Source organism: Amycolatopsis thailandensis, assembly GCF_002234405.1.
Lineage (GTDB): Bacteria > Actinomycetota > Actinomycetes > Mycobacteriales > Pseudonocardiaceae > Amycolatopsis > Amycolatopsis thailandensis.
The window spans coordinates 47,737-66,270 of record NZ_NMQT01000022.1; the positions used below are offsets into that span (position 1 = coordinate 47,737).

Annotated in this window: 21 protein-coding genes; 13 read left to right on the plus strand and 8 right to left on the minus strand. The window is 68.4% G+C overall.

Annotation, left to right across the window (positions count from 1 at the left end):
- The first annotated feature begins 48 nt into the window (after positions 1-48).
- From CFP71_RS07225 to CFP71_RS07235, 3 genes are all read left to right on the plus strand, one after another.
- Complete coding sequence (locus CFP71_RS07225; RefSeq protein WP_093933042.1) at positions 49-492, plus strand: ATP-binding protein; 444 nt, start codon at positions 49-51, stop codon at positions 490-492.
- Positions 493-503: 11 nt separating this feature from the next.
- Positions 504-1,439, plus strand: a complete 936-nt coding sequence (locus CFP71_RS07230; protein ID WP_093933043.1) for an SDR family NAD(P)-dependent oxidoreductase — start codon at positions 504-506, stop codon at positions 1,437-1,439.
- Between the two features lie 64 nt (positions 1,440-1,503).
- Complete coding sequence (locus tag CFP71_RS07235; protein ID WP_093933044.1) at positions 1,504-2,574, plus strand: DUF4037 domain-containing protein; 1,071 nt, start codon at positions 1,504-1,506, stop codon at positions 2,572-2,574.
- Here CFP71_RS07235 and CFP71_RS07240 read toward each other — a convergent pair.
- Entirely contained in the window at positions 2,544-3,020 is a 477-nt protein-coding gene (locus CFP71_RS07240) for a hypothetical protein (protein ID WP_093933045.1), read from the minus strand. The genes CFP71_RS07235 and CFP71_RS07240 overlap by 31 nt on opposite strands.
- Before the next feature lie 152 nt (positions 3,021-3,172).
- On the opposite strand from CFP71_RS07240, the gene CFP71_RS07245 reads away from it, so the two are divergent.
- The gene (locus CFP71_RS07245) at positions 3,173-4,024 is read left to right on the plus strand and encodes a hypothetical protein (RefSeq protein WP_093933046.1); all 852 of its coding nucleotides are present in this window, start codon (positions 3,173-3,175) and stop codon (positions 4,022-4,024) included.
- A 1-nt stretch (position 4,025) separates the two neighbouring features.
- On the opposite strand, the gene CFP71_RS07250 is transcribed toward CFP71_RS07245, so the two are convergent.
- Both CFP71_RS07250 and CFP71_RS07255 read right to left on the minus strand, forming a co-directional pair.
- Complete coding sequence (locus CFP71_RS07250) at positions 4,026-4,364, minus strand: peptidase inhibitor family I36 protein (RefSeq protein ID WP_093933047.1); 339 nt, start codon at positions 4,362-4,364, stop codon at positions 4,026-4,028.
- A 102-nt stretch (positions 4,365-4,466) separates the two neighbouring features.
- Entirely contained in the window at positions 4,467-5,201 is a 735-nt protein-coding gene (locus CFP71_RS07255) for a hypothetical protein (protein WP_093933048.1), read from the minus strand.
- A gap of 183 nt (positions 5,202-5,384) precedes the next feature.
- Here CFP71_RS07255 and CFP71_RS07260 point away from each other — a divergent pair, with 183 nt between their 5' ends.
- From CFP71_RS07260 to CFP71_RS07295, 8 genes are all read left to right on the plus strand, one after another.
- On the plus strand, positions 5,385-6,116 hold the full coding sequence (locus CFP71_RS07260) for a helix-turn-helix domain-containing protein (RefSeq protein ID WP_093933049.1): 732 nt from the start codon (positions 5,385-5,387) through the stop codon (positions 6,114-6,116).
- Positions 6,117-6,208: 92 nt separating this feature from the next.
- Entirely contained in the window at positions 6,209-7,072 is an 864-nt protein-coding gene (locus CFP71_RS07265; RefSeq protein ID WP_093933050.1) for an NAD(P)-dependent oxidoreductase, read from the plus strand.
- Positions 7,069-7,458, plus strand: coding sequence for a nuclear transport factor 2 family protein (locus CFP71_RS07270; RefSeq protein ID WP_093933051.1), 390 nt, complete (start codon positions 7,069-7,071; stop codon positions 7,456-7,458). The genes CFP71_RS07265 and CFP71_RS07270 overlap by 4 nt, the downstream gene beginning before the upstream one ends.
- On the plus strand, positions 7,455-8,525 hold the full coding sequence (locus CFP71_RS07275; RefSeq protein ID WP_093933052.1) for a maleylacetate reductase: 1,071 nt from the start codon (positions 7,455-7,457) through the stop codon (positions 8,523-8,525). Before CFP71_RS07270 ends, CFP71_RS07275 begins: the two co-directional genes overlap by 4 nt.
- Positions 8,522-9,406 carry an intradiol ring-cleavage dioxygenase gene (locus CFP71_RS07280; protein WP_093933053.1) on the plus strand — a complete coding sequence of 295 codons (885 nt, stop codon included), beginning with the start codon at positions 8,522-8,524 and terminating at the stop codon, positions 9,404-9,406. The genes CFP71_RS07275 and CFP71_RS07280 overlap by 4 nt, the downstream gene beginning before the upstream one ends.
- Positions 9,407-9,490: 84 nt before the next feature.
- Positions 9,491-10,708, plus strand: coding sequence for an MFS transporter (locus CFP71_RS07285; protein ID WP_093933054.1), 1,218 nt, complete (start codon positions 9,491-9,493; stop codon positions 10,706-10,708).
- An 8-nt stretch (positions 10,709-10,716) separates the two neighbouring features.
- Positions 10,717-11,760, plus strand: coding sequence for a zinc-dependent alcohol dehydrogenase (locus CFP71_RS07290; protein WP_093933084.1), 1,044 nt, complete (start codon positions 10,717-10,719; stop codon positions 11,758-11,760).
- A gap of 84 nt (positions 11,761-11,844) precedes the next feature.
- Complete coding sequence (locus CFP71_RS07295; RefSeq protein ID WP_093933055.1) at positions 11,845-12,369, plus strand: YceI family protein; 525 nt, start codon at positions 11,845-11,847, stop codon at positions 12,367-12,369.
- A gap of 108 nt (positions 12,370-12,477) precedes the next feature.
- Here CFP71_RS07295 and CFP71_RS44865 read toward each other — a convergent pair whose 3' ends face one another.
- The 3 genes from CFP71_RS44865 to CFP71_RS07310 all read right to left on the minus strand — a co-directional run bounded on the left by CFP71_RS44865 (position 12,478) and on the right by CFP71_RS07310 (position 15,652).
- On the minus strand, positions 12,478-12,672 hold the full coding sequence (locus CFP71_RS44865) for a hypothetical protein (protein WP_244199590.1): 195 nt from the start codon (positions 12,670-12,672) through the stop codon (positions 12,478-12,480).
- A 136-nt stretch (positions 12,673-12,808) separates the two neighbouring features.
- A complete protein-coding gene (locus tag CFP71_RS07305; RefSeq protein ID WP_244199591.1) occupies positions 12,809-14,455 on the minus strand; it encodes an MFS transporter in 1,647 nt (548 codons plus the stop codon).
- Positions 14,456-14,647: 192 nt separating this feature from the next.
- Positions 14,648-15,652 (minus strand): phage baseplate protein, encoded by a 1,005-nt coding sequence (locus tag CFP71_RS07310; protein WP_093933057.1) that lies wholly within the window; start codon positions 15,650-15,652, stop codon positions 14,648-14,650.
- Positions 15,653-15,900: 248 nt separating this feature from the next.
- On the opposite strand from CFP71_RS07310, the gene CFP71_RS07315 reads away from it, so the two are divergent.
- On the plus strand, positions 15,901-17,640 hold the full coding sequence (locus CFP71_RS07315; RefSeq protein ID WP_093933058.1) for a pyruvate dehydrogenase: 1,740 nt from the start codon (positions 15,901-15,903) through the stop codon (positions 17,638-17,640).
- 55 nt (positions 17,641-17,695) lie between these two features.
- Here the strand turns inward: CFP71_RS07315 and CFP71_RS07320 are convergent, their stop codons facing one another.
- Positions 17,696-17,962 (minus strand): SH3 domain-containing protein, encoded by a 267-nt coding sequence (locus tag CFP71_RS07320; RefSeq protein WP_093933059.1) that lies wholly within the window; start codon positions 17,960-17,962, stop codon positions 17,696-17,698.
- A gap of 259 nt (positions 17,963-18,221) precedes the next feature.
- Positions 18,222-18,452 carry a hypothetical protein gene (locus CFP71_RS07325; RefSeq protein WP_093933060.1) on the minus strand — a complete coding sequence of 77 codons (231 nt, stop codon included), beginning with the start codon at positions 18,450-18,452 and terminating at the stop codon, positions 18,222-18,224.
- Between the last annotated feature and the right edge of the window lie 82 nt (positions 18,453-18,534).

The window sequence follows — 18,534 nt, forward strand, 5'->3', positions numbered from 1 at the left end:
GCTCCGAACACCTCGTGAGAGGTGCGTAGGTGAGGGGAGCTGGACGCGATGAGCGGTGGCCAAGCGGAGCTGGAAGCGGAACTCGACCGACTGTGCCGCCGGGTCGCCGGCGCCGCGGAAGTCACGCTCGACCTGCGGGACCTTCCCGAGCTACGCGACATCCGCTCCGTCGTCGCCGATCAGCTCGGCTTCGGCCGCGGCGAGGAGGAACCCCTCGGTGCCCTGCTGCTGGTGATAGACGAACTGGTGAGCAACGCGTACCGGCACACCGACAGACCAGGTGAACTGCGCGTCAACCGGCAGGTCCGCGGCTTCCTGGTCGAGGTCTCCGACGACGACCCCGACCTGGAAGTCTTGCGGTCCACCTCGGAAAGCGCGCACTACGGACTCCGGTTGATCCATCAGCTGACCCTCGATTGGGGTTTCCGCGGCGAGCCGACCGGGAAAACGGTGTGGGCACTGGTTCCGGCCCAGCAGTACTACGAACGTTGAGGAGCGCCCGCATGTCCACCGTCACCCGTGCCGCCGACACCGTGCTCGACCGGACCCTGCTCGGCTACAGCAGCATCGGGCATTTCCTGCGACGCCGGTGGTGGCCCGAAGACCCCGCGCCGGACGCGCTCGCGGGCAAGGTCGCCGTGGTGACCGGCGCGAAGGCAGGCTTAGGCAAGGCGACCGCCGTCGGACTGGCGAAACTGGGGGCGACGGTCCGGATCGCGGTCCGCGGCGACGGTGACGCCGCCCGCGCCGAGATCGAGCGGGCCGCACCCGGCGCGCGGATCGTCGTCGACCAGTGCGACGTGAGCCTGATTTCGTCCGTGCGCGATTACGCGAAAGACCTCGACGGCGAGATCGACGTCCTCGTGCACAACGCCGGCGTCATGCCGGCCGAGCGGACGGAAACGGCCGAGGGCAACGAGGTCATGCTGGCCACGCACGTTCTCGGCCCGCATCTCCTCACCGCGTCGCTCCGGCCGAAACTCGCCGAGGGGGCGCGGGTGATCTGGGTCAGTTCCGGCGGTATGTACGGCCAGCCTCTGCGCACCGACGACCTCCAGTACCTCCACGGCGAGTACAAGCCCGCCGCCGGATACGCGCGCACCAAACGCATGCAGGTGGTGCTCGCCGAACTCTGGGCGGACGAGCTGGACGGCTCCGGGACCACCGTGCACAGCGCCCACCCCGGCTGGGCCGACACCCCCGGCGTCGCGACCTCCCTGCCGACGTTCCAGAAACTGACACGGCCGATCCTGCGGGACGCCGAGCAGGGCGCCGACACCTTCGTCTGGCTCGCCGCGGCCGACGAACCGGCCCGGTACAACGGGATGTTCTGGCACGACCGGGTCCAGCGGCCGACGCACTACCTCGGCAAGACCTGCGAAACCGCCGCGCAACGTCAGGAACTCTGGCAGGCCTGTGGGCGCTTGACCGGTCTCTAGGCCCTCGTCCAGGACCCGAATATCGACTGGCCGGGCGCGGTGAGGTTCTGTCAGGGTGACAGGCGTGACGCGACCATTCCTTCCCGGCCTTGAGCTGTCCGAGCTGTTCTACACCGAAGTCGTCGCGCCGATCTTGGACAGCGAGCTGGCCGGGGTGCCGTACTCGGCGGCGTTGATCGGCTGGGGTTCGGAGGTGCAGGGCTTCGACACCGCGCGCTCCACCGACCACGCCTGGGGGCCGCGAATGCAGCTGTTCCTTGGCAGCGCGGACTTCCTCGCCCGCCGCGACGAGCTGGACGCCTTGCTCGATCGTCGGCTGCCGCTCGAATTCCGTGGCTACCCGGTGCGCTTCGCCTTCCCGTCGGACGCGCCGGCTCGGCACTGGGTACACGTCGCCGATCTGCGGGAGTTCTTCACCGGGCAACTCGGTACGGATCCGGCCGGCGGTCTGTCGACTTCCACCTGGCTGACGGTGCCGACGCAGGTGCTGCGTGAGCTGACGGGCGGCGTCGTCTTCCACGATGGGCTGGGGTTGCTGGAACCTCACCGAAAGCTGCTCGCCTGGTATCCGGACGACGTGTGGCGCTATGTCCTGGCGTGCCAGTGGATGCGCTTGTCACAGGAGGAGCCGTTCGTCGGTCGCTGCGGCGAGGTCGGCGACGAGTTGGGCTCCGCGGTGGTCGCCGCCCGGCAGGTCCGTGACCTGATGAAGCTGTGCCTGTTGATGAACCGGGTGTATCCGCCTTACAGCAAGTGGCTTGGCACCGCCTTCGCCGCGCTGCCCTGCGCCCAGGCGCTGACTCCGGACCTGTCCGGCGCGCTGTCCGCGCGAGTCTGGCGGGAACGTGAGCGGCACCTTTCCCGCGCCTACGAGATCGCCGCCCGGCTGCACAACGATCTCGGTCTCACCGAGCCGGTGGACGTGACGGTCCGCTACTTCCACGACCGGCCGTTCCGGGTTCTGGACGCCTACCGGTTCACCGACGCCCTGGTCGCGACGATCAGTGACTCGGCCGTGCGGGCCCTGCCCCCGGTCGGTGCGATCGATCAGTACGTCGACAGCACAGACGTCACCGACCGTGGGCACGCGGAATTGCGCCGCCGCTACATCACCGGCCCCGGACTCGACCTCTGATCGGCCGGATCGGCCGGGAGATCCTCGGTCTTCCGGGGTGTCGGTCGCGGGTCCGCTCCGCCGAAGCCGGCCACCCGATCCCAGACCCAGTCGGTCATCACCTGCTCCCAGACCTCGTTCTCCGGCCAGTCCGGGTGCACTGCCTGGTCGGCCGCAGGCCGGACGCCCCAGCGGAGGTCGATCCGTCGATAACGGCCGGTCGGGGAGGCGGCGGCTGTTAGGGTCCCGGCCATGCGGGTGTGGTGCTTTGGCCTGGTCGTGGGCGCGAGTGTGCTGCTCGGCGCGTGCGCCGGGGGTGGGTCGGGAGCAGGCAAGGTGGTGCCCGCGCCGACCACGACGGCTCCGAAGACGGTGGCGACCGGCCCTTTGACGACCTCGACGCCGTCACCGCCGGAGACCCCGGCGACCACCACGACCCAGCTGACGCCGGACACGACCCGGACCACGGCTCATCGCTCCACGACGACCGCGAAGCGGCCGACTACCCCGCGGCGTACTCCCACCCGGAGACGGTGACGGCCGGTGACGGAGTTCGACCACGGTGTGAAAGCGATGTGTGCTGCTCAGGTGGACTGAGCGCGGCTGACAGACTGCTGGAATGATCGTCGGATACGTCCTCGCGCTGCTGGCGGCGCTGGCCTCGGGTAGCGGCTCGGTGCTGGAGTCGATCGGCGTCCGCCGCGCGGGCGCTTACGGCGGCAGCGCGCTGGATCTGGTGCATCTGCGGCGCCAGTGGATCTACTTCCTCGGCGTCGGCGTAGACCTGGTCGGCTTCGCCTGCGCGGCGGCCGCGTTGCATCGGCTGCCGCTGTTCCTCGTCCAGTCGGTGCTGGCGTTCAGCGTCGGCGTGACGGCCGCGATCTCCGCGTTCCTGGGCAGCCGGTTGGCGGCGCCGGGCTGGGCCGCGTTGGGAGTCGGGGCCGTCGGCCTGGTCTTGCTGGGACTGTCGGCGCAGCCGGGCCCGGCCAAGGTCCTCCCGGCGGGGTGGCGCTGGGTCCTGCCCGCGATGGCGTTGGTCGTGGGGGCGATCGCTTGGTACTTCAGGCGATTCGACCGCCCCTGGGCGGCACAGGTGCTCGGCTTCGCGACCGGGGTCGGCTTCAGCGTGGTCGGTGTCTCGGCGCGCACCCTGAACCTGCCGTCCTCAGGCTGGGGGATGCTGGCGGAACCGGCCGTGTGGGCGATGATCCTCAACGGCCTGGCCGCGGCGGTCGCGTTCGCCCTGGCCTTGCAGAAGGGCGGTGCGACGGCGGTCAACGCGATCATGTTCACCACGAACACCGCGTTGTCCTCGGTCATCGGCCTGCTCTTCCTCGACGACCGTGTCCGCGACGGCTTCGCCACCTTCACGATCGCAGGCCTGATCCTGGCCATGGCCGGCGCGATCGTCACCGCCCACTACGCCACCCAGGCCAAGGAACCCCGTCGCACGGCCCGACTGGCCGCGTGAGTCAGGCGCGGCGGAAGCTGTGCACCACGAACTGGGTCTTGGCGACCTGCTTGCCAGGTCCGAGCACGAACGACGGGCCGTTGCACGAGGAGCCGTTGTACATCCGGATGCTGTAGCCGGTGCGGCTGACCGCGGAGTTGTAGTGCTTGTCCGGGTAGCAGTGGGTGTTCTTGTCGAAATACCCCGCCGAGCTCTTCGTGCCGGTGTAGTTGATTCCCGACCACAGGCACAGGTCCGAGGTGCAGCTCGGCGCGGCCATCGCGGTCGCGGGCGCGACCACCGTTCCCACGAGGGCGGCTCCGGCGGCCAGCAGGGTCATCAGACGGTACTTGCGACTCATCGGTCTTCCTTCCTGAACGGACGCTTTGCCCGATTCGGCAGGAGCGTAGCGTCGGCATCGCCCGGCGAGTCGCCGTAGTTGCCCAATGGTGACCGAGTTCGTTCAGCGAGCGAAGGCCAGGGCGATCCAGTTCGAGAACTCGCACGCAAGGTGCATCCGGTGGCGGGTGACCATGGTGGGGAGGGTGAACCGCGGGAACTCGACGCACAGATGGGCGTGGAAGCCGTCAGCGTGGTCGCGGAACTCGTGCCGGACTCCACCGATGGCCAGGCCGGTGCCGGTCCGGGCGACACCGGAGGCTTCGAGGGGGAACGCCGGATCTCGGTGGGTGACGATCTCCGCGGTGTCGGTGTAGTCGACGAGGAACCGGGTCGCGAGGGGACTTCCTCCGGTCGTCTCGACGACTTCCTGTCGTCCGTCGGGGGCGGTGTCGATCAGGAAGTGGTCCGGGTTGGCGGCGATCATGCTGTGGGCGTAGTCGTCCCGGCCGACGTCGCCGAACCAGGCGAGGAAATCCGCGGCGGTACCGGCTCCGGTGACGAAGAGGTCGCAGGTGCTGGTGACGCGACGCCCGCGCGAGAGGCGGGTGGAGGTGCGCGCGACCCAGTCGGCGCGGCGGATGTCCCGGGCGAGGCGGCGCCGGATCTCGTCGGGGCCGAGGTCCAGTTTGGTGTCGGCGAAAGCCGCGCGCCTGCGGGCGAGTTCGCCGGTGGGGACCGGGAGGCCGATCTTGACGGCGGCCTCGTTCATCCGCTTCGTCTCCCATGCCAGCACGTCTTCGCGTGTGACGGGACGTCCGGCCAGGACGGCCTCGATCGTCGGTTCGATAGTGGGCATCGGTGCCTCCGGACGGGCTTCGGATCGGTGAGCGACTGCGATCGCACTGTTTAATCATACTGAACACTGCTGTCAAGGCAGGCGCGCTGTACGTCACCCGACGTGGCGAGGTGGTCAGTGCGGGGTCCTGAACTCGGCGGTAGTGTTCAGCGATGGTGAACTGAGGGTGCAAAGGGGTTCGCGGTGGAGGACAGGATCGGGCCCGCGCTGCGGCAGGCGCGGGAGGAGCGCAAGCTGAGTCTGCGCAAGGTGGCGACCGCCGCCGGGATCTCGCCGAGCCTGCTTTCGCAGGTGGAGACAGGCCGGTCCCAGCCCTCGGTGAGCACGCTGTACGCGCTGGTCAGCCACCTCGGCATCTCGCTCGACGAACTACTCGGCATCGACGTGGGTCAGGCCGGGGTGCCGGTCGTGAGTGAGTCGCCGGAGCGGCCGGTCGCGCGGACGCCGTCCGGTGTCGTGCAGCGTGCCGCGGACAACCCGGTCCTGGAGATGGCCAATGGTGTCCGGTGGGAGCGGCTGGCCATCGGCGGCCAGGCCGACGTCGATGCCTTGCTGGTCACCTACGCGCCCGGTGCCGCCAGTTCGGTCGACCGGAAACTGATGCGTCACAGCGGAATCGAACATGCCTACCTGCTGTCGGGCGAACTGACCCTGCTGCTCGACTTCGATCGGCACCTGCTCGCCCCCGGCGACTCCCTGTGCTTCGACTCCACCCGTCCGCACATGTACCTCAACCACGGAGCCGAGCCCGCGCGAGGTGTGTGGTTCGTGTCCGGCAGGCGGGAGCTCGAGCACACCCGCGAGTGGGTGGAGTCCCAGTTCGGCGACCTTTCCGGTGAGGTCGCCCAGTCGCCTTCGAACGCTGTCGAGGCCCTGGCGCTGCTCCTGAAAGCCGATCGCGACCGAGGGCGCTGATCACATCTCGTCCGCTGTCACTTGACGTTTGAGCCCATGTGTTCAATATTAGTGAACACTTGAGCAAGCAAGGGTGGCGGAAAGGAGATGCCGTGCTGATCGGATTCGCCGGGATCGGACGGATGGGCCTGCCGATGGCCCTCCGGCTGGTACGGGCGGGACACACGGTCCTTGCCCATGACCCGGGTCTCGGCAGTGTTCCGGCGAGCATCACGGCGGTCGCCTCGGCGGCCGGGCTCGCCGAGACGGAGCTGTCCATCAGCATGCTCCCCGACGGCGTGGCGACCCGGGAGCTGGTCCTGACCGGGCTGGCGGATGCCGGTCGGGATCATCTGCACGTGGTCATGGGCACAGTCGGTCCCGCGCTCGTGAAGGAGCTGGCTCGCACCGGTCCGGTGGACGTCATCGACGCACCGGTGTCCGGGAGCGTGTCGATGGCCGAGGCGGCCACGATCACCACCATGGTCGGTGGCACCGAGGAGCAGTTCGAACGCGTCCGGCCGGTCCTCGCGGCGATGACGTCGGCACAGTTCCACACCGGACCGGCGGGGTCGGGATCCGCGGCGAAACTCGCGATCAACGCCGTACTCGCCACCCTCAGCCAGGGCGTCGCGGAAGGTCTGCTCATCGCCGAGGCGGGCGAGCTGGACCTCAAGGTCTTCTACGACGTTCTCCGCGGGAGCGCGGCCGGCGCGCCTTATGTCGGCTACAAGGAGGACGCGTTCCTGGCTCCGGCGTCCGCCGGTGTCGCGGCCCCGATTTCCTTGATCCGCAAGGACCTCGGCCTCGCTCTGGAACTCGCGGCCGGGCTCGACCTGCCGGGAGCGGAAGCCGCCTACGCCGTGCTGGACAAGGCGGTGGCGACCGGTCGGGGCGACGAAGACATGGCCCAGGTGCTCGCGATCCTGCGCGACCGCACGGGCCGGCCGGTGACCAAGGAGGAAGCACTCTCATGACCAGCGGCGATGCCGAAGCGACCATCCGCTCCCTGGAAGATGCCAGGTACGCGGCGGTGATGGCGGGCGATTTCGCCGCCTTCGCCGCGCACGCCCATCCCGATCTCGCCTACACCCATTCGAACGCGGTCACCGACACGCTGGAGTCCTATTTGGACAATCTACGCTCGGGTTTCTATGTCTACCACAGCATCGACCACCCCGTGGACCGGATCACGGTGGCAGGGGACACCGCGGTCGTGGTGGGGGAGATGCACGCCGACATCACCGCGGGCGGGACCCGCAAGACCCTCGCGAACCGGTCCTTGGCCGTGTGGGTGCGCGACACGGGCCGCTGGCTGCTGCTGGCCTACCAGCCCACCGTCCTGCCGGAGCCCGCCCGATGAACACCTTCACCTACGACGCGTTGCCCGGACGCGTTGTGTTCGGGCCCGGCGTCGCGCGCGGTGGGCTGCTGGACGAGATCGACACGTTCGGGGCCACGCGGATCCTGCTCATCGCGGCTGATTCGGAATTGGATTTGGCGCGTGAACTGTGTGCGCCGTTCGCCGGCCGGATCGCGGCCACGTTCTCGGGAGTCCGGCCGCACGTTCCGCTCGAAGTCGCCGAACGCGCCCGCGTGGCGGCGGCCGAAGCGGATCTCGTGCTGTGTGTGGGCGGCGGGTCGACGACGGGGACGGCCAAGGCCGTCGCGCTCACCACCGGTCTGCCGATCGTCGCCGTTCCCACCACGTATGCCGGTTCCGAGGTCACTCCGGTGTGGGGTCTGACGGAGGGGAGCCGCAAGAGCACCGGAACCGATCCGCGGGTGCTCCCGAGGACGGTCGTCTACGATCCCGAGCTCACCCTGACACTTCCCGCCGACCTGTCCGTCGCGAGTGGACTGAACGCGATGGCGCACTGTGTCGAGGCGTTCTGGGCGCCCCGGCGGAATCCGGTTTCGAACGCCGTGGCCGAAGACGGCATCCGGCATCTCGCCGCCGGCTTGCCCGCGGTCGCCGCCAACGCCGGTGATCTCGACGCCCGCACCGAGTTGCTGCTCGGCGCCTATCTCGCCGGCTCGGCCTTCGCGGTGGCGGGATCGGGCCTGCACCACAAGATCTGCCATGTCCTCGGCGGCGCGTTCGACCTGCCGCACGCGCGGACCCACGCGATCGTGCTCCCCTACGTTCTGGCGTTCAACGCTCCCCGCGCGCCGGACGCCGCCTTCCGTATCGCATCCGCGCTCGGCTTCGCCGATCCAGTCCAGGGGTTGCGGCGGCTCGGTGAAAAGCTCGGCGTACCGCCCGGATTGCGGGAACTCGGGCTGCGCGAGGACTACGCCGATGTCGTCCTCGAAGACATCCTGGCACTCGCCCCCGCCGACAACCCGCGTCCGGTCACCGCCGACAGCCTCAGATGGCTGTTGAGTGCAGCCTGGGCCGGGACCGATCCCGCGAAGGAGATCTCATGAGTCCTGAAGAATCCGTCGCGGACCGAGAGCAGGCCTTGACCGACGAAGTACTCGCCAGCTTCGACGGGACCGCCGATCCACGGCTGAGGCTAGTCATGCAAAGCCTTGTCCGTCACCTGCACGCTTTCGCGCGGGACGTCCGCCTGAGCGAACAGGAGTGGGAGGCGGCCATCGGATTCCTCACCCGCGCCGGGCACATCACCGACGATCGCCGACAGGAGTTCATCCTGCTGTCCGACGTCCTCGGCCTGTCCATGCTGACCGTCGCCATCAACGAGCCGAAAGTGCCCGAGGCGACCGAAGCGACGGTGTTCGGTCCATTCTTCGTCGACGAGTCACCGGAAATCCCGCTCGGCGGCGACATCGCGCGCGGCGCGGCCGGGACACCGTGCCACGTTTCGGGACAGGTCCGTGACACCGATGGCGCCCCGCTCCCGGGAGCGCGCGTCGACGTGTGGGAAGCCGACGAGGACGGTTTCTACGACGTCCAGTACACCGACGACCGGTCGGCGGGGCGTGGCTGGCTGCGCACCGGGCCGGACGGGGAGTACCGGTTCTGGTCGGTCCTGCCCGCTCCCTACCCGATCCCGCACGACGGTCCGGTCGGGGATCTCCTGAATGCGGCGGGCCGGGGGCCCATGCGGCCGGCGCACCTGCACTTCAAAGTCACCGCGCCGGGCCATCGCACGCTGATCACGCACATCTTCCTCGCCGGCGACCCCTATCTGGACAGCGACGCCGTGTTCGGCGTCAAGGAAGGTCTCGTCGTGGAGACCGCGAAACATCACGGCGGGGGCGCTCCTGACGGCTCCCGGCCCCACGGTGACTGGACGAGCCTGACCTTCGATCTCGTGCTCGTCGCCGAACCACCCACGGCCTGACCCTGATCCTCCCCTTCCGGCGGCGCCCGTTCCGGTGGCCGCCCGGTTTCCCCTGCCCGAAAAACCTCGACGTGGAGGTGCAAGATGCGAAGTACCCAATGGATCGTGCTGGGCGGGTGTTTCCTCGCGTATCTGTTCGACGCGCTGGAAATCGTCCTGCTGTCGTTGTCGCTCCCGGCGATCCGGCACGACATGGGCCTTTCGGCGACCCAGGCCGGTCTCCTCGCGACCGCGACGTTGCTGGGCATCGGGGTCAGCAGCGTCGCGGGCGGTTACGTGGCCGACAACTTCGGCCGGAAGAAGGCACTGATCGCGTCGCTGCTCATTTTCGGGGTCTTCACCGCGGCCTTGGCGGTCGTACCGAACTTCGCCGTGTTCCTGCTCCTGCGGTTCCTCGCCGGGATCGGACTCGGCGCGGTGTGGAGCGTCGTGTCCGCGTACGTGGTCGAGACCTGGCCTTCGCGGCACCGGGGTCGCGCCGCCGCGTTCGTGATCAGTGCCTTTCCCGCCGGAGGCGCGCTCGCGGCGGTCGTTTCCGGGCAGTTCCTGCCCGACTGGCGGTCGATGTTCCTCTTCGCCGGCACCGCGGTGGCCGTTCCCGTCCTCGTCGTCCTCGTCTTCTTCCGGGAATCGGCCGACTGGGTCGCGCACAAGGCGCAGCGGACCGGCCATGTCGTCACCGTGCGGGACGTACTGGACGGATCGCTGCGCCGGACCACCCTGCTGGGGACGCTGATGGCCGCTCTGGCACTCACCGGCTACTGGGGCGCGACGACCTGGCTGCCGACCTACCTCACCGCCGAACGTGGTCTCCCGGCGAGCGACGTCGCGCTGTTCGTGACGATCCTGAACATCGGCATGTTCCTGGGGTACAACGGGTTCGGCATGGTCGCCGACCGGATCGGCCGTCGGCGGACGATCATCTTCACCCTGCTCGGTGTCGCGCTCACCCTGCCCGTCTACGCCTTCACCACCCACCAGGCGAGTCTGCTGTGGCTCGGCCCGCTGTTCGGTGCCTTCACCGCGTTCTTCGGAATTTTCGGCTCCTACTTAGGCGAGCTGTTCCCCACCCGGGCCCGTGCGACCGGTGCGGGATTCTGCTTCAACGTCGGCCGCGGCATCTCCGCCTTCGCTCCTTTCGGCCTGGCGGGACTCGCGGGAGTCGTCGGCTTCAGCGGAGGACTTCTCGTCTGCGCCGGCTTCTTCGCGCTGGCCGTTCTGGCGACCCTGTCGTTGCCGCGAACCGGAGCGCGGGAGGCGGAACCCGTCGGCGACCGGCGCGAAGTCGAGGCCGGAGCATGACCGCGACCATGAAAGCCGCTGTGTACCACGGAACCAGGGATATCCGGATCGAACGGGTTCCCTTGCCGGAACTCCGTGCGGGCGAGGTGCTGGTGGCCGTCCGGCGCAGCGGGATCTGCGGCACCGACGCGACCGAATGGGCCGCCGGGCCGGTGATGGTGCCGCTGCACCGGAGGCATCCGGCCAGCGGACATCTCGGCCCGATGATCCCCGGCCACGAGTTCGTCGGCGAGGTCGTCGACGGCCGCGCCGGGTTGCCCGCCGGCACTCTCGTCGCCGCGGGCGCCGGAGTCTGGTGCGGACGATGCGACCGCTGTGCGCTGGGCCGTACGAACATCTGCCGCGGCTACTACACGCTCGGCCTCAACGCACCGGGAGGGCTGGCCGAATATGTCGCCGCACCGGTCAAGACGCTGAGGCCGATCCCCGACGGCCTGTCCGTCGACGCGGCGGGAATGGCGCAGCCGCTGGCAGTCGGGCTGCACGCCGCCCGCCGCGCGGGAGTCCGCGACGGGGACTCCGTCGTGATCATCGGCGCCGGCGCGATCGGCACCTTCGTCCTCGCCGGTCTCGGCCACCTTCGCCGAGCCGATGTCACCGTGATCGACCTTCCCGGGCCCAAACTGGAACGCGCGGCGAAACTGGGCGCGACACGCACCCTGCCCGCGCGTCAGGACGTGGTCGAAGCCGTTCTGGCAGGCACAGCGGGCCGAGGCGCCGACGTAGTGATCGAGGCCAGCGGTGCGCCAGGGCAGTTCGAGAACGCGCTGCGAATGGTGACCACCGGCGGCCGGGTACTGGCCGTCGGCCTGCCGAAAGACAATCCCACCGTAGACCTGTTCGCCCTGGCGCTGCGTGAGATCACCGTCGACTCGACCGTCGCACACGTCTGCGACACCGACCTCGGCACCGCCCTCGACATCCTCTCCGAAGGCACACTCGCACCACTGCTGCTGCACTCCTTGATCACCCTGGAAGACCTGGTGGCACATGGCCTGGAACCGCTCGTGGCCGGACAGGTCGACGGCAAGATCCTGGTGACACCCACTTAACCGGGCGTATGGCCGCCTCACATCCGGCGGGGTCGTGTCGTCGTAGTGGCGAGACCGAACACCCCACCGGCTAGGAGCAGCGGCATGACCACCTTCAGCGAGATGACCGGTGACTACCGGCTGGACATCGCCAGGACGACGCTCGGCTTCGTCGCGCGGCACACCATGTCCAGCCGGGTGGCAGGTCACTTCGACGAGTTCGAAGGCAGTGTCCGCCTCGACGGCGGTGAACCGTCGCAGTCCAGCGTCCGGTTCACCGTGAAGGCCGCGAGCATCGACACCGGGAACGCGCGGCGTGACGATCAGCTGCGCGGGGCGTTCCTCGACGCGGAGGCCCACCCGGCCATCACCTTCGCCTCGACCGGGATCCGGCACCTCGGTGGCACTCGGTTCGAGGTCGCCGGGGACCTGACCGTCCGGGGCGTCACCAACCCTGTTCGCGGCATCGTCGTCGAACTGGTCGACATCGCCGCGAACAGGGTGGCTTTCGCGGGCAGCGTCACGATCGATCGCCATCGGTGGGGAGTGAACCAGAACTTCGCGACCAGGCTCATGGTCAGCTCGAAGGTGACCTTGCGGTTCTCCGTCGAAGTGACGGCCGGCCGGTAGGGACCCGGCCGGTCGACGTCACGTCGCCGGGTACGAGATCATCCGGTCTTCGACGAACCCGGTGAAGGTCAAGGGTTTCCCGGTCATGTCCCAGTCGTCCCTGTCGTTTTAGGCGATCCGCCAGGTGTCCGGTCGGAACAGCCGATAGGACACCTTTGTGAGGTATCCGGTGTACTCGTCCGCGAAGATCCTCAGGAGCTGCTCGTTGTTCCGCTTGGTGGTCGCCAGCTCGCCGACGCTCTGCCCCGGGTTGTCCACCTCGATGCTGTCGCGAAAGGCACCTGACGGGAATCGAGTCAGCAATTCCTTGGAGTCGCCGGGGAGCGGAGTACCCAGTTCACGTTCGACGGTCTCCCAGTCGAGTTCCGGACGGAACTCCCCGGCCCGCCAGCCGACGAGGCGGGCAACCTCGTCGGCGTGGGGCTGGCGTGGTGTGTTGTCACGTCGTGGATGCTAGCGAAGCAGGCTTCGATGCCGGAGCCGTTTTCTTTTCGGCAGTGGGCAGCGTCGCGAACAGCACGACCGCCCCGAGGAGTGCGATGACCCCGATCCAGCCCGCGCCGACGTGCATCGCGTGGATGAACGCGTCATCGGCGGCGTGGGCAAGGGCGGGCTGGTGGACGGCGGTGGCCACGTGGCGGGCCTGTTCGGCGGAGACGAGCGCCTGATCCCGCACCGGGCCGGGCAGAGCTTCCAGCGAAGGTTCGATCGCGCGCCGGTACATGATCGACATGATCGTTCCGCCCACCGCGATTCCGATGACACCGCCGGTTTGCCGCACGGTGTTGGTGACGGCCGAACCCGCACCGGCCTGCTCCAACGGCAGGGTGCTGATCAACGTGGCCGTGACGGGGCCGATCACCATGCCGATCGAGAGACCCTGGATCAACAACAAGATCTCGATCAGGACGAGGGGAGTTTGCAACCCGAGGAACCCGTACCCGCCCATGGTCAGCGCGGCCACGATCAGCGCCGGCACGGTGACCAGCCTCAGTGACAGCCGGCGAACCAGGCGCGTGGCGAGGGGCGCGCCCGCGAGCGCGCCGAGCGCGGTCGGGATGTTGGCCAGCCCCGCCTTCATCGGCGAAAACCCGAGCGCGCCTTGCAGGTAGAACGCGTTGTAGAAGGTAATGGCTGCCACGCCGAAGAGCAGCAATCCGAGGGCCATATTGCCGCCGCCGAAGGCGCGTTGCGCGAGCAGCCGCGGATCGAAGCCCGGCATCTCGACACGCAGTTCGACGAGTACGAAAACGGCCAGCAGAACCAGGCCGGTGACGATCGGCGCCCAGACATCGGTACGGCTCCACGCGGCCACCTGTCCCGCCCGGATCAGCCCGTAGGCCAACGCCACCAGTCCGCCGAACGACAGCAACATTCCGGCGGGATCCAGCGGCCGTCGGGCGGGACTGCGGAAATTCGGGACCAGCACGGCGAGCCCGGCCAGTGCCAGGGCCGCGACCGGGACGTTGATCAGAAAGACCGAGCCCCAGTGGAAATGGTCGAGCAGGAACCCCGCCAGCACCGGGCCGGCCGCCATTCCGACACCGGCCGACGTCGAGAAGACGCCGATCGCGGCGGCCCGCGCGGGACCGGTGAAGGTCCACATGAGGATGGCCAGCATGGCGGGGGTGGTCAGCGCGCTGCCGACCCCCATCACAGCCCGGGCCGCGATCAGCTGGCCCGCGTCGCTCGCGTATGCCGCCCACAGCGAAGAACCGGCGAAGACCACCAGCCCACCGGAGAACACGGTCCGGTGACCGAAGCGATCGCCCAGCGCGCCCGCGGTGAACATCAGGGTGGCGAAGGTCAGCGTGTACGACCCCGTCGCCCATTGCAGTTCGCCGGGATCGGCCCCCAGCCCGCGGATCGGGTCCGCGAGGGTCTCCAGCGTGGTACTCAGAACGGTGTTGTCCAGCCAAATCAACAGCGAACACAGCATGAGAACGGCAAGAATCGATTGCTGACGGAATTTGGGCAACGGTGGAGTCGAGGTCATGAACACCTTCGGATATCGATCAGCGAGAACCTGAGCGAATGGACCGTAAGCAAACTCCACGGTGCTGTCAAGCTTGGTGTTTCTCGTCAAAATTGTTGTGGTGGAAAGAAATGTATGCCCTCATCCGGATTTGCGTGCTGAATGATTCTGTGCCCTCGGCCTATTTTCTGATTCGCGGAAATCGGCGAGTTCGGAGGGTTGCGGCGGGGAGGTTTTCCTGCCTTCCGCCGGTGCGCGACACCTGAAGACGGCGAGCGCGCGACCGGCTCGACCCACGCGGCCTCAGTCGATGAGGACGTTCTTGTAGAAGAGGTTCGCGTAGCGGTTGATGTTCCCGATGCTGCTGCGCGAACCGAAACCCATGTACAACCGGGTCTCCCCGGCCAGGCTCCGGTAGATTCCGAGGCCTTCCGGCTCGCGGTACACGAGCGACTTCCCCGCCTTGGTCAGCGCGCGGCTCTTCACCTTTCCGGTGTTCATGTCGATGCACGTGACGTAGGAGTTGATGTCGGCCGGGTTCTCGTGGCCCTCGCCGTCCAATGTGTACAGATACTGGCCGTAGATCGTGTAGCCCTGGAACGTCACCTGCTTGTCGGAAAGCGCGGGCTGCGGGAAATGTGCGAGTGGTGTGCTGAAGTCGCCGGCGGCGGCGGACGCGAGGGAAAAGACGCTGATGGTCATCTTGCCGTTTTCCTTGCGGCGCACCGCGATCCGCTTGTTGATCGGATCGGTGGCGCAGGTGATCGTGTCGCTGCCGGTGAGGAACTTCTTCACCGACGGCGTGCCGCCGTTGACGAACTTGAACCTGGCCAGCGCCGTCCCGCGACCGTCGCCGGTGGGTCCGTTCGAGTCGCATTCCATCCAGATGTAGGAGTCGGTGCCCACCGGTTCGACACCGATCGACACACCGTGCCCGGCGTTGTTGAGATGCATCGAGCCCTGGATCTCGCCGGAAAAGTTGACCTGGGTGACGCAGAGGTCGTCCCCGGTCCCGCCGTTGCGGGCGTTCACGATGAAGATGCGCACGTTCTGGTTGTCGAAGGCGAAGCCCTGCATCACGTGGTGCGACTCGTGCAGGAGCTTGCTGCGGAACTCGTCGTAGGACGGCTCGGTGAGGTCGAAGCGCTTGGACGTCGGCATCGCGGTGATCGCGGCCGAAGCCGGTCCGGCGAACACGGCGCCGGCGCCGAGCAGTGCCGTCGTCGCGACGAGGCCGCCACCGGTACGCAGCAGGGAACGTCGGGAGAACGTGGAGCCGGTGACTCCCGGCTGCATCCGCTCAGGCATGGGCACTCACCTTCGTCGAGTTTCGCGGTCCGATCGAAGGTTCTTCAAGCTCGTACAAGATTCGTACAAAACGGCCGCCGATCCGGCCCGGTCCGTAACGGGCGTTCCCGCCGCGCGGTTGACGGTCGCGGTCGTCTTGCCCGGCGCGACAAGGTCATGTCACCCGCCCGCGCCCAGAACCTGCGAAGTGGGGTCGTCACGTGGATCATGAAAGGTGTTCCCTCCGCCGCAGCCTCGAAGGGGTCGTGATGGCCAAGCCCAATGTCGCCGAGCAGTTCGTTCAAGTCCTGGTGCAAGCCGGGGTGGAACGGATCTACGGCGTGGTCGGTGACAGTCTGAACCCGGTCGTCGACGCGATCCGCCGCACCCCGGGTATCGAGTGGGTGCACGTGCGCAACGAGGAGGCGGGCGCGTTCGCCGCGGCCGCCGAGGCCCAGCTGACCGGACGGCTCGCGGTGTGCGCGGGCAGCTGCGGGCCGGGCAACACGCACCTGGTGCAGGGGCTGTACGACGCGAACCGCACCGGCGCGCCGGTACTCGCGCTCGCCTCGCACATCCCGTCCGGCCAGATCGGCACCGGGTTCTTCCAGGAGACCCACCCGGAACGGCTGTTCGTCGATTGCAGTGGCTACTGCGAGCAGATCAGCGGGCCCGACCAGATGCCCCGGGTGCTGCGGATCGCCATGCAACACGCGCTGGCCCGAGGCGAGGTGTCGGTGCTGGTGCTGCCGGGCGACGTCGCGCAGCTGGAGGCCACTTCGCCCACCGGGAACGGGGCGCCGGTCGCCGGCCACGGGACGGTCGTGCCGCCCGAGCCTCAGGTCGCCCGGCTCGCCGAGCTGATCAACGAAGCCGAAACCGTCACCCTGTTCGCCGGTGCCGGGGTGCGCGGCGCGCACGCCGAGGTGATGGAGCTCGCCGGGGCCGTCCAGGCACCGGTCGGCCACAGCCTGCGTGGCAAGGAGTGGATCCAGTACGACAATCCGTACGACGTCGGCATGAGCGGGCTGCTCGGCTACGGCGCCTGCTACCGGGCCATGCACGACGCGGATTTGCTCCTCTTGCTGGGCACCGATTTTCCGTACGACTCCTTCCTGCCCCAGGCCCGGACCGTGCAGATCGACCACGACGCGACCCGGCTGGGCAGGCGCACCCCCTTGGAACTGGCCGTGCACGGCGACGTGCGGGAGACCCTGCGGGCCGTGCTGCCACTTCTCCGGCGCAAGACCGACAGGGCCTTTCTGGACCGCATGCTGCGCGACCACTGCAAATCCCTGGAACACGTCGTCGACGCCTACACCCGCAACGTCGAACGGCACATCCCCATCCATCCCGAGTTCGCCGCCGACCTGCTCGACGAACTCGCCGCCGACGACGCGATCTTCACCGTGGACACCGGCATGTGCAACGTCTGGGCCGCCCGGTACCTCACGCCCAACGGGCGGCGGCGGGTCATCGGTTCGTTCCTGCACGGCACGATGGCCAACGCCCTGCCGCACGCCATCGGCGCGCAGTTCGCCTACCCGGGACGACAGGTCGTCTCGATGTCCGGCGACGGGGGACTGGGCATGCTGCTCGGCGAACTGCTCACCGTCGCCCTGCACGAGCTGCCGGTCAAGATCGTGACGTTCAACAACTCCTCGCTGGGCATGGTCAAGCTGGAGATGCTGGTCGACGGCCTGCCCGACTATCAGACCGACCACCGGCAGGTCGATTTCGCCGCCATCGCGCGCGGCGCCGGCCTGCGCTCGGAGCGGGTGACCGATCCGACGCGGCTGCGCGCCGCCCTCGAGGAAGCGCTGAGCCACGACGGTCCCGCGCTGGTGGACGTCGTGACGGACCCGAACGCGCTGTCCGTCCCGCCGCACATCACCGCCGGTCAGCTCGGTGGATTCGCGCTGGCCGCGAGCAAGGTCGTCCTCGAAGGCGGTGTCGGCCGGATGATCGACCTCGCCCGCGCCAACCTCCGCAACATCCCCCGGCCATAACGGGTGCGGACCGTGGTGCCGGGCGGAGCCGGCCACTCGGCACCACGGTCGCAGCTCAGCACTTCTTCGTGGAGCCGCCGTCGTCGAGGTACTTGTCGGAGAACCAGCCTTCATGCTGCGTGCCCGCGACGCGTCCCCAGGTCCAGGTGCTCACGCCGCCGACCGACTCGCCGGAAGTCCAGCAGTGGTAGTAGATCAGCGTGCCCCTGGCGGCTTGCCCCAGTGCGGTGCAGTTGTTTTGCGGGCCGGTCCGATAGCGCAGGACCGTCGTCGTCCGACCCGAAGCGGAGTCCTTGTTCGAATGCGGGTGACTACAGTCCAAGGTCCGGACCGGGCCGGTCTGAGCCGACCTGATGTCGGAACGACTGCGGCGGTTCTTGCTGGATCGGCTGGACGAGGTGCGTCTCGAGGCGTTGGAGTCACGGGTGGAGGTTGATCTCGCGCTGGACGATCGTCGCAGGTCGCTCGCTTGGCGGCCCTGGGCCGACGGGGCCCGGCCGGACCCCGGGTGTCCACTGTGGACGCTTGTTGCCGACCGGGTATCCGATTTGTGACTGAATGGTCGACCCACGCAGAACGTCCTAGTCGTCCGGTCCGCGCATGGTCAGGACGACCCGGAGCACGTGTTCGACCGCGGCGGGGAACACCGCCCCGCGTAGTTCGCCGCGGCTGGCCAGAGTGTGCCCGGCGAAGTCCAGCATCCGGTCTTCGCCGAGACGCCGCACTGTCAGCGTGGCCACCTCTTCGAGGTCGAGGCCCGGATGGTCGATACGGGTCATCGCGAACTCGATGAGCAGTTGTTCGTCCGTCACTCCACCACCTCCGCGTCCCTCAAGCCTACGTCGGACGAACCCGGCCGACCCGGGGTATCCCGGCATTTCGGACGCCACAACA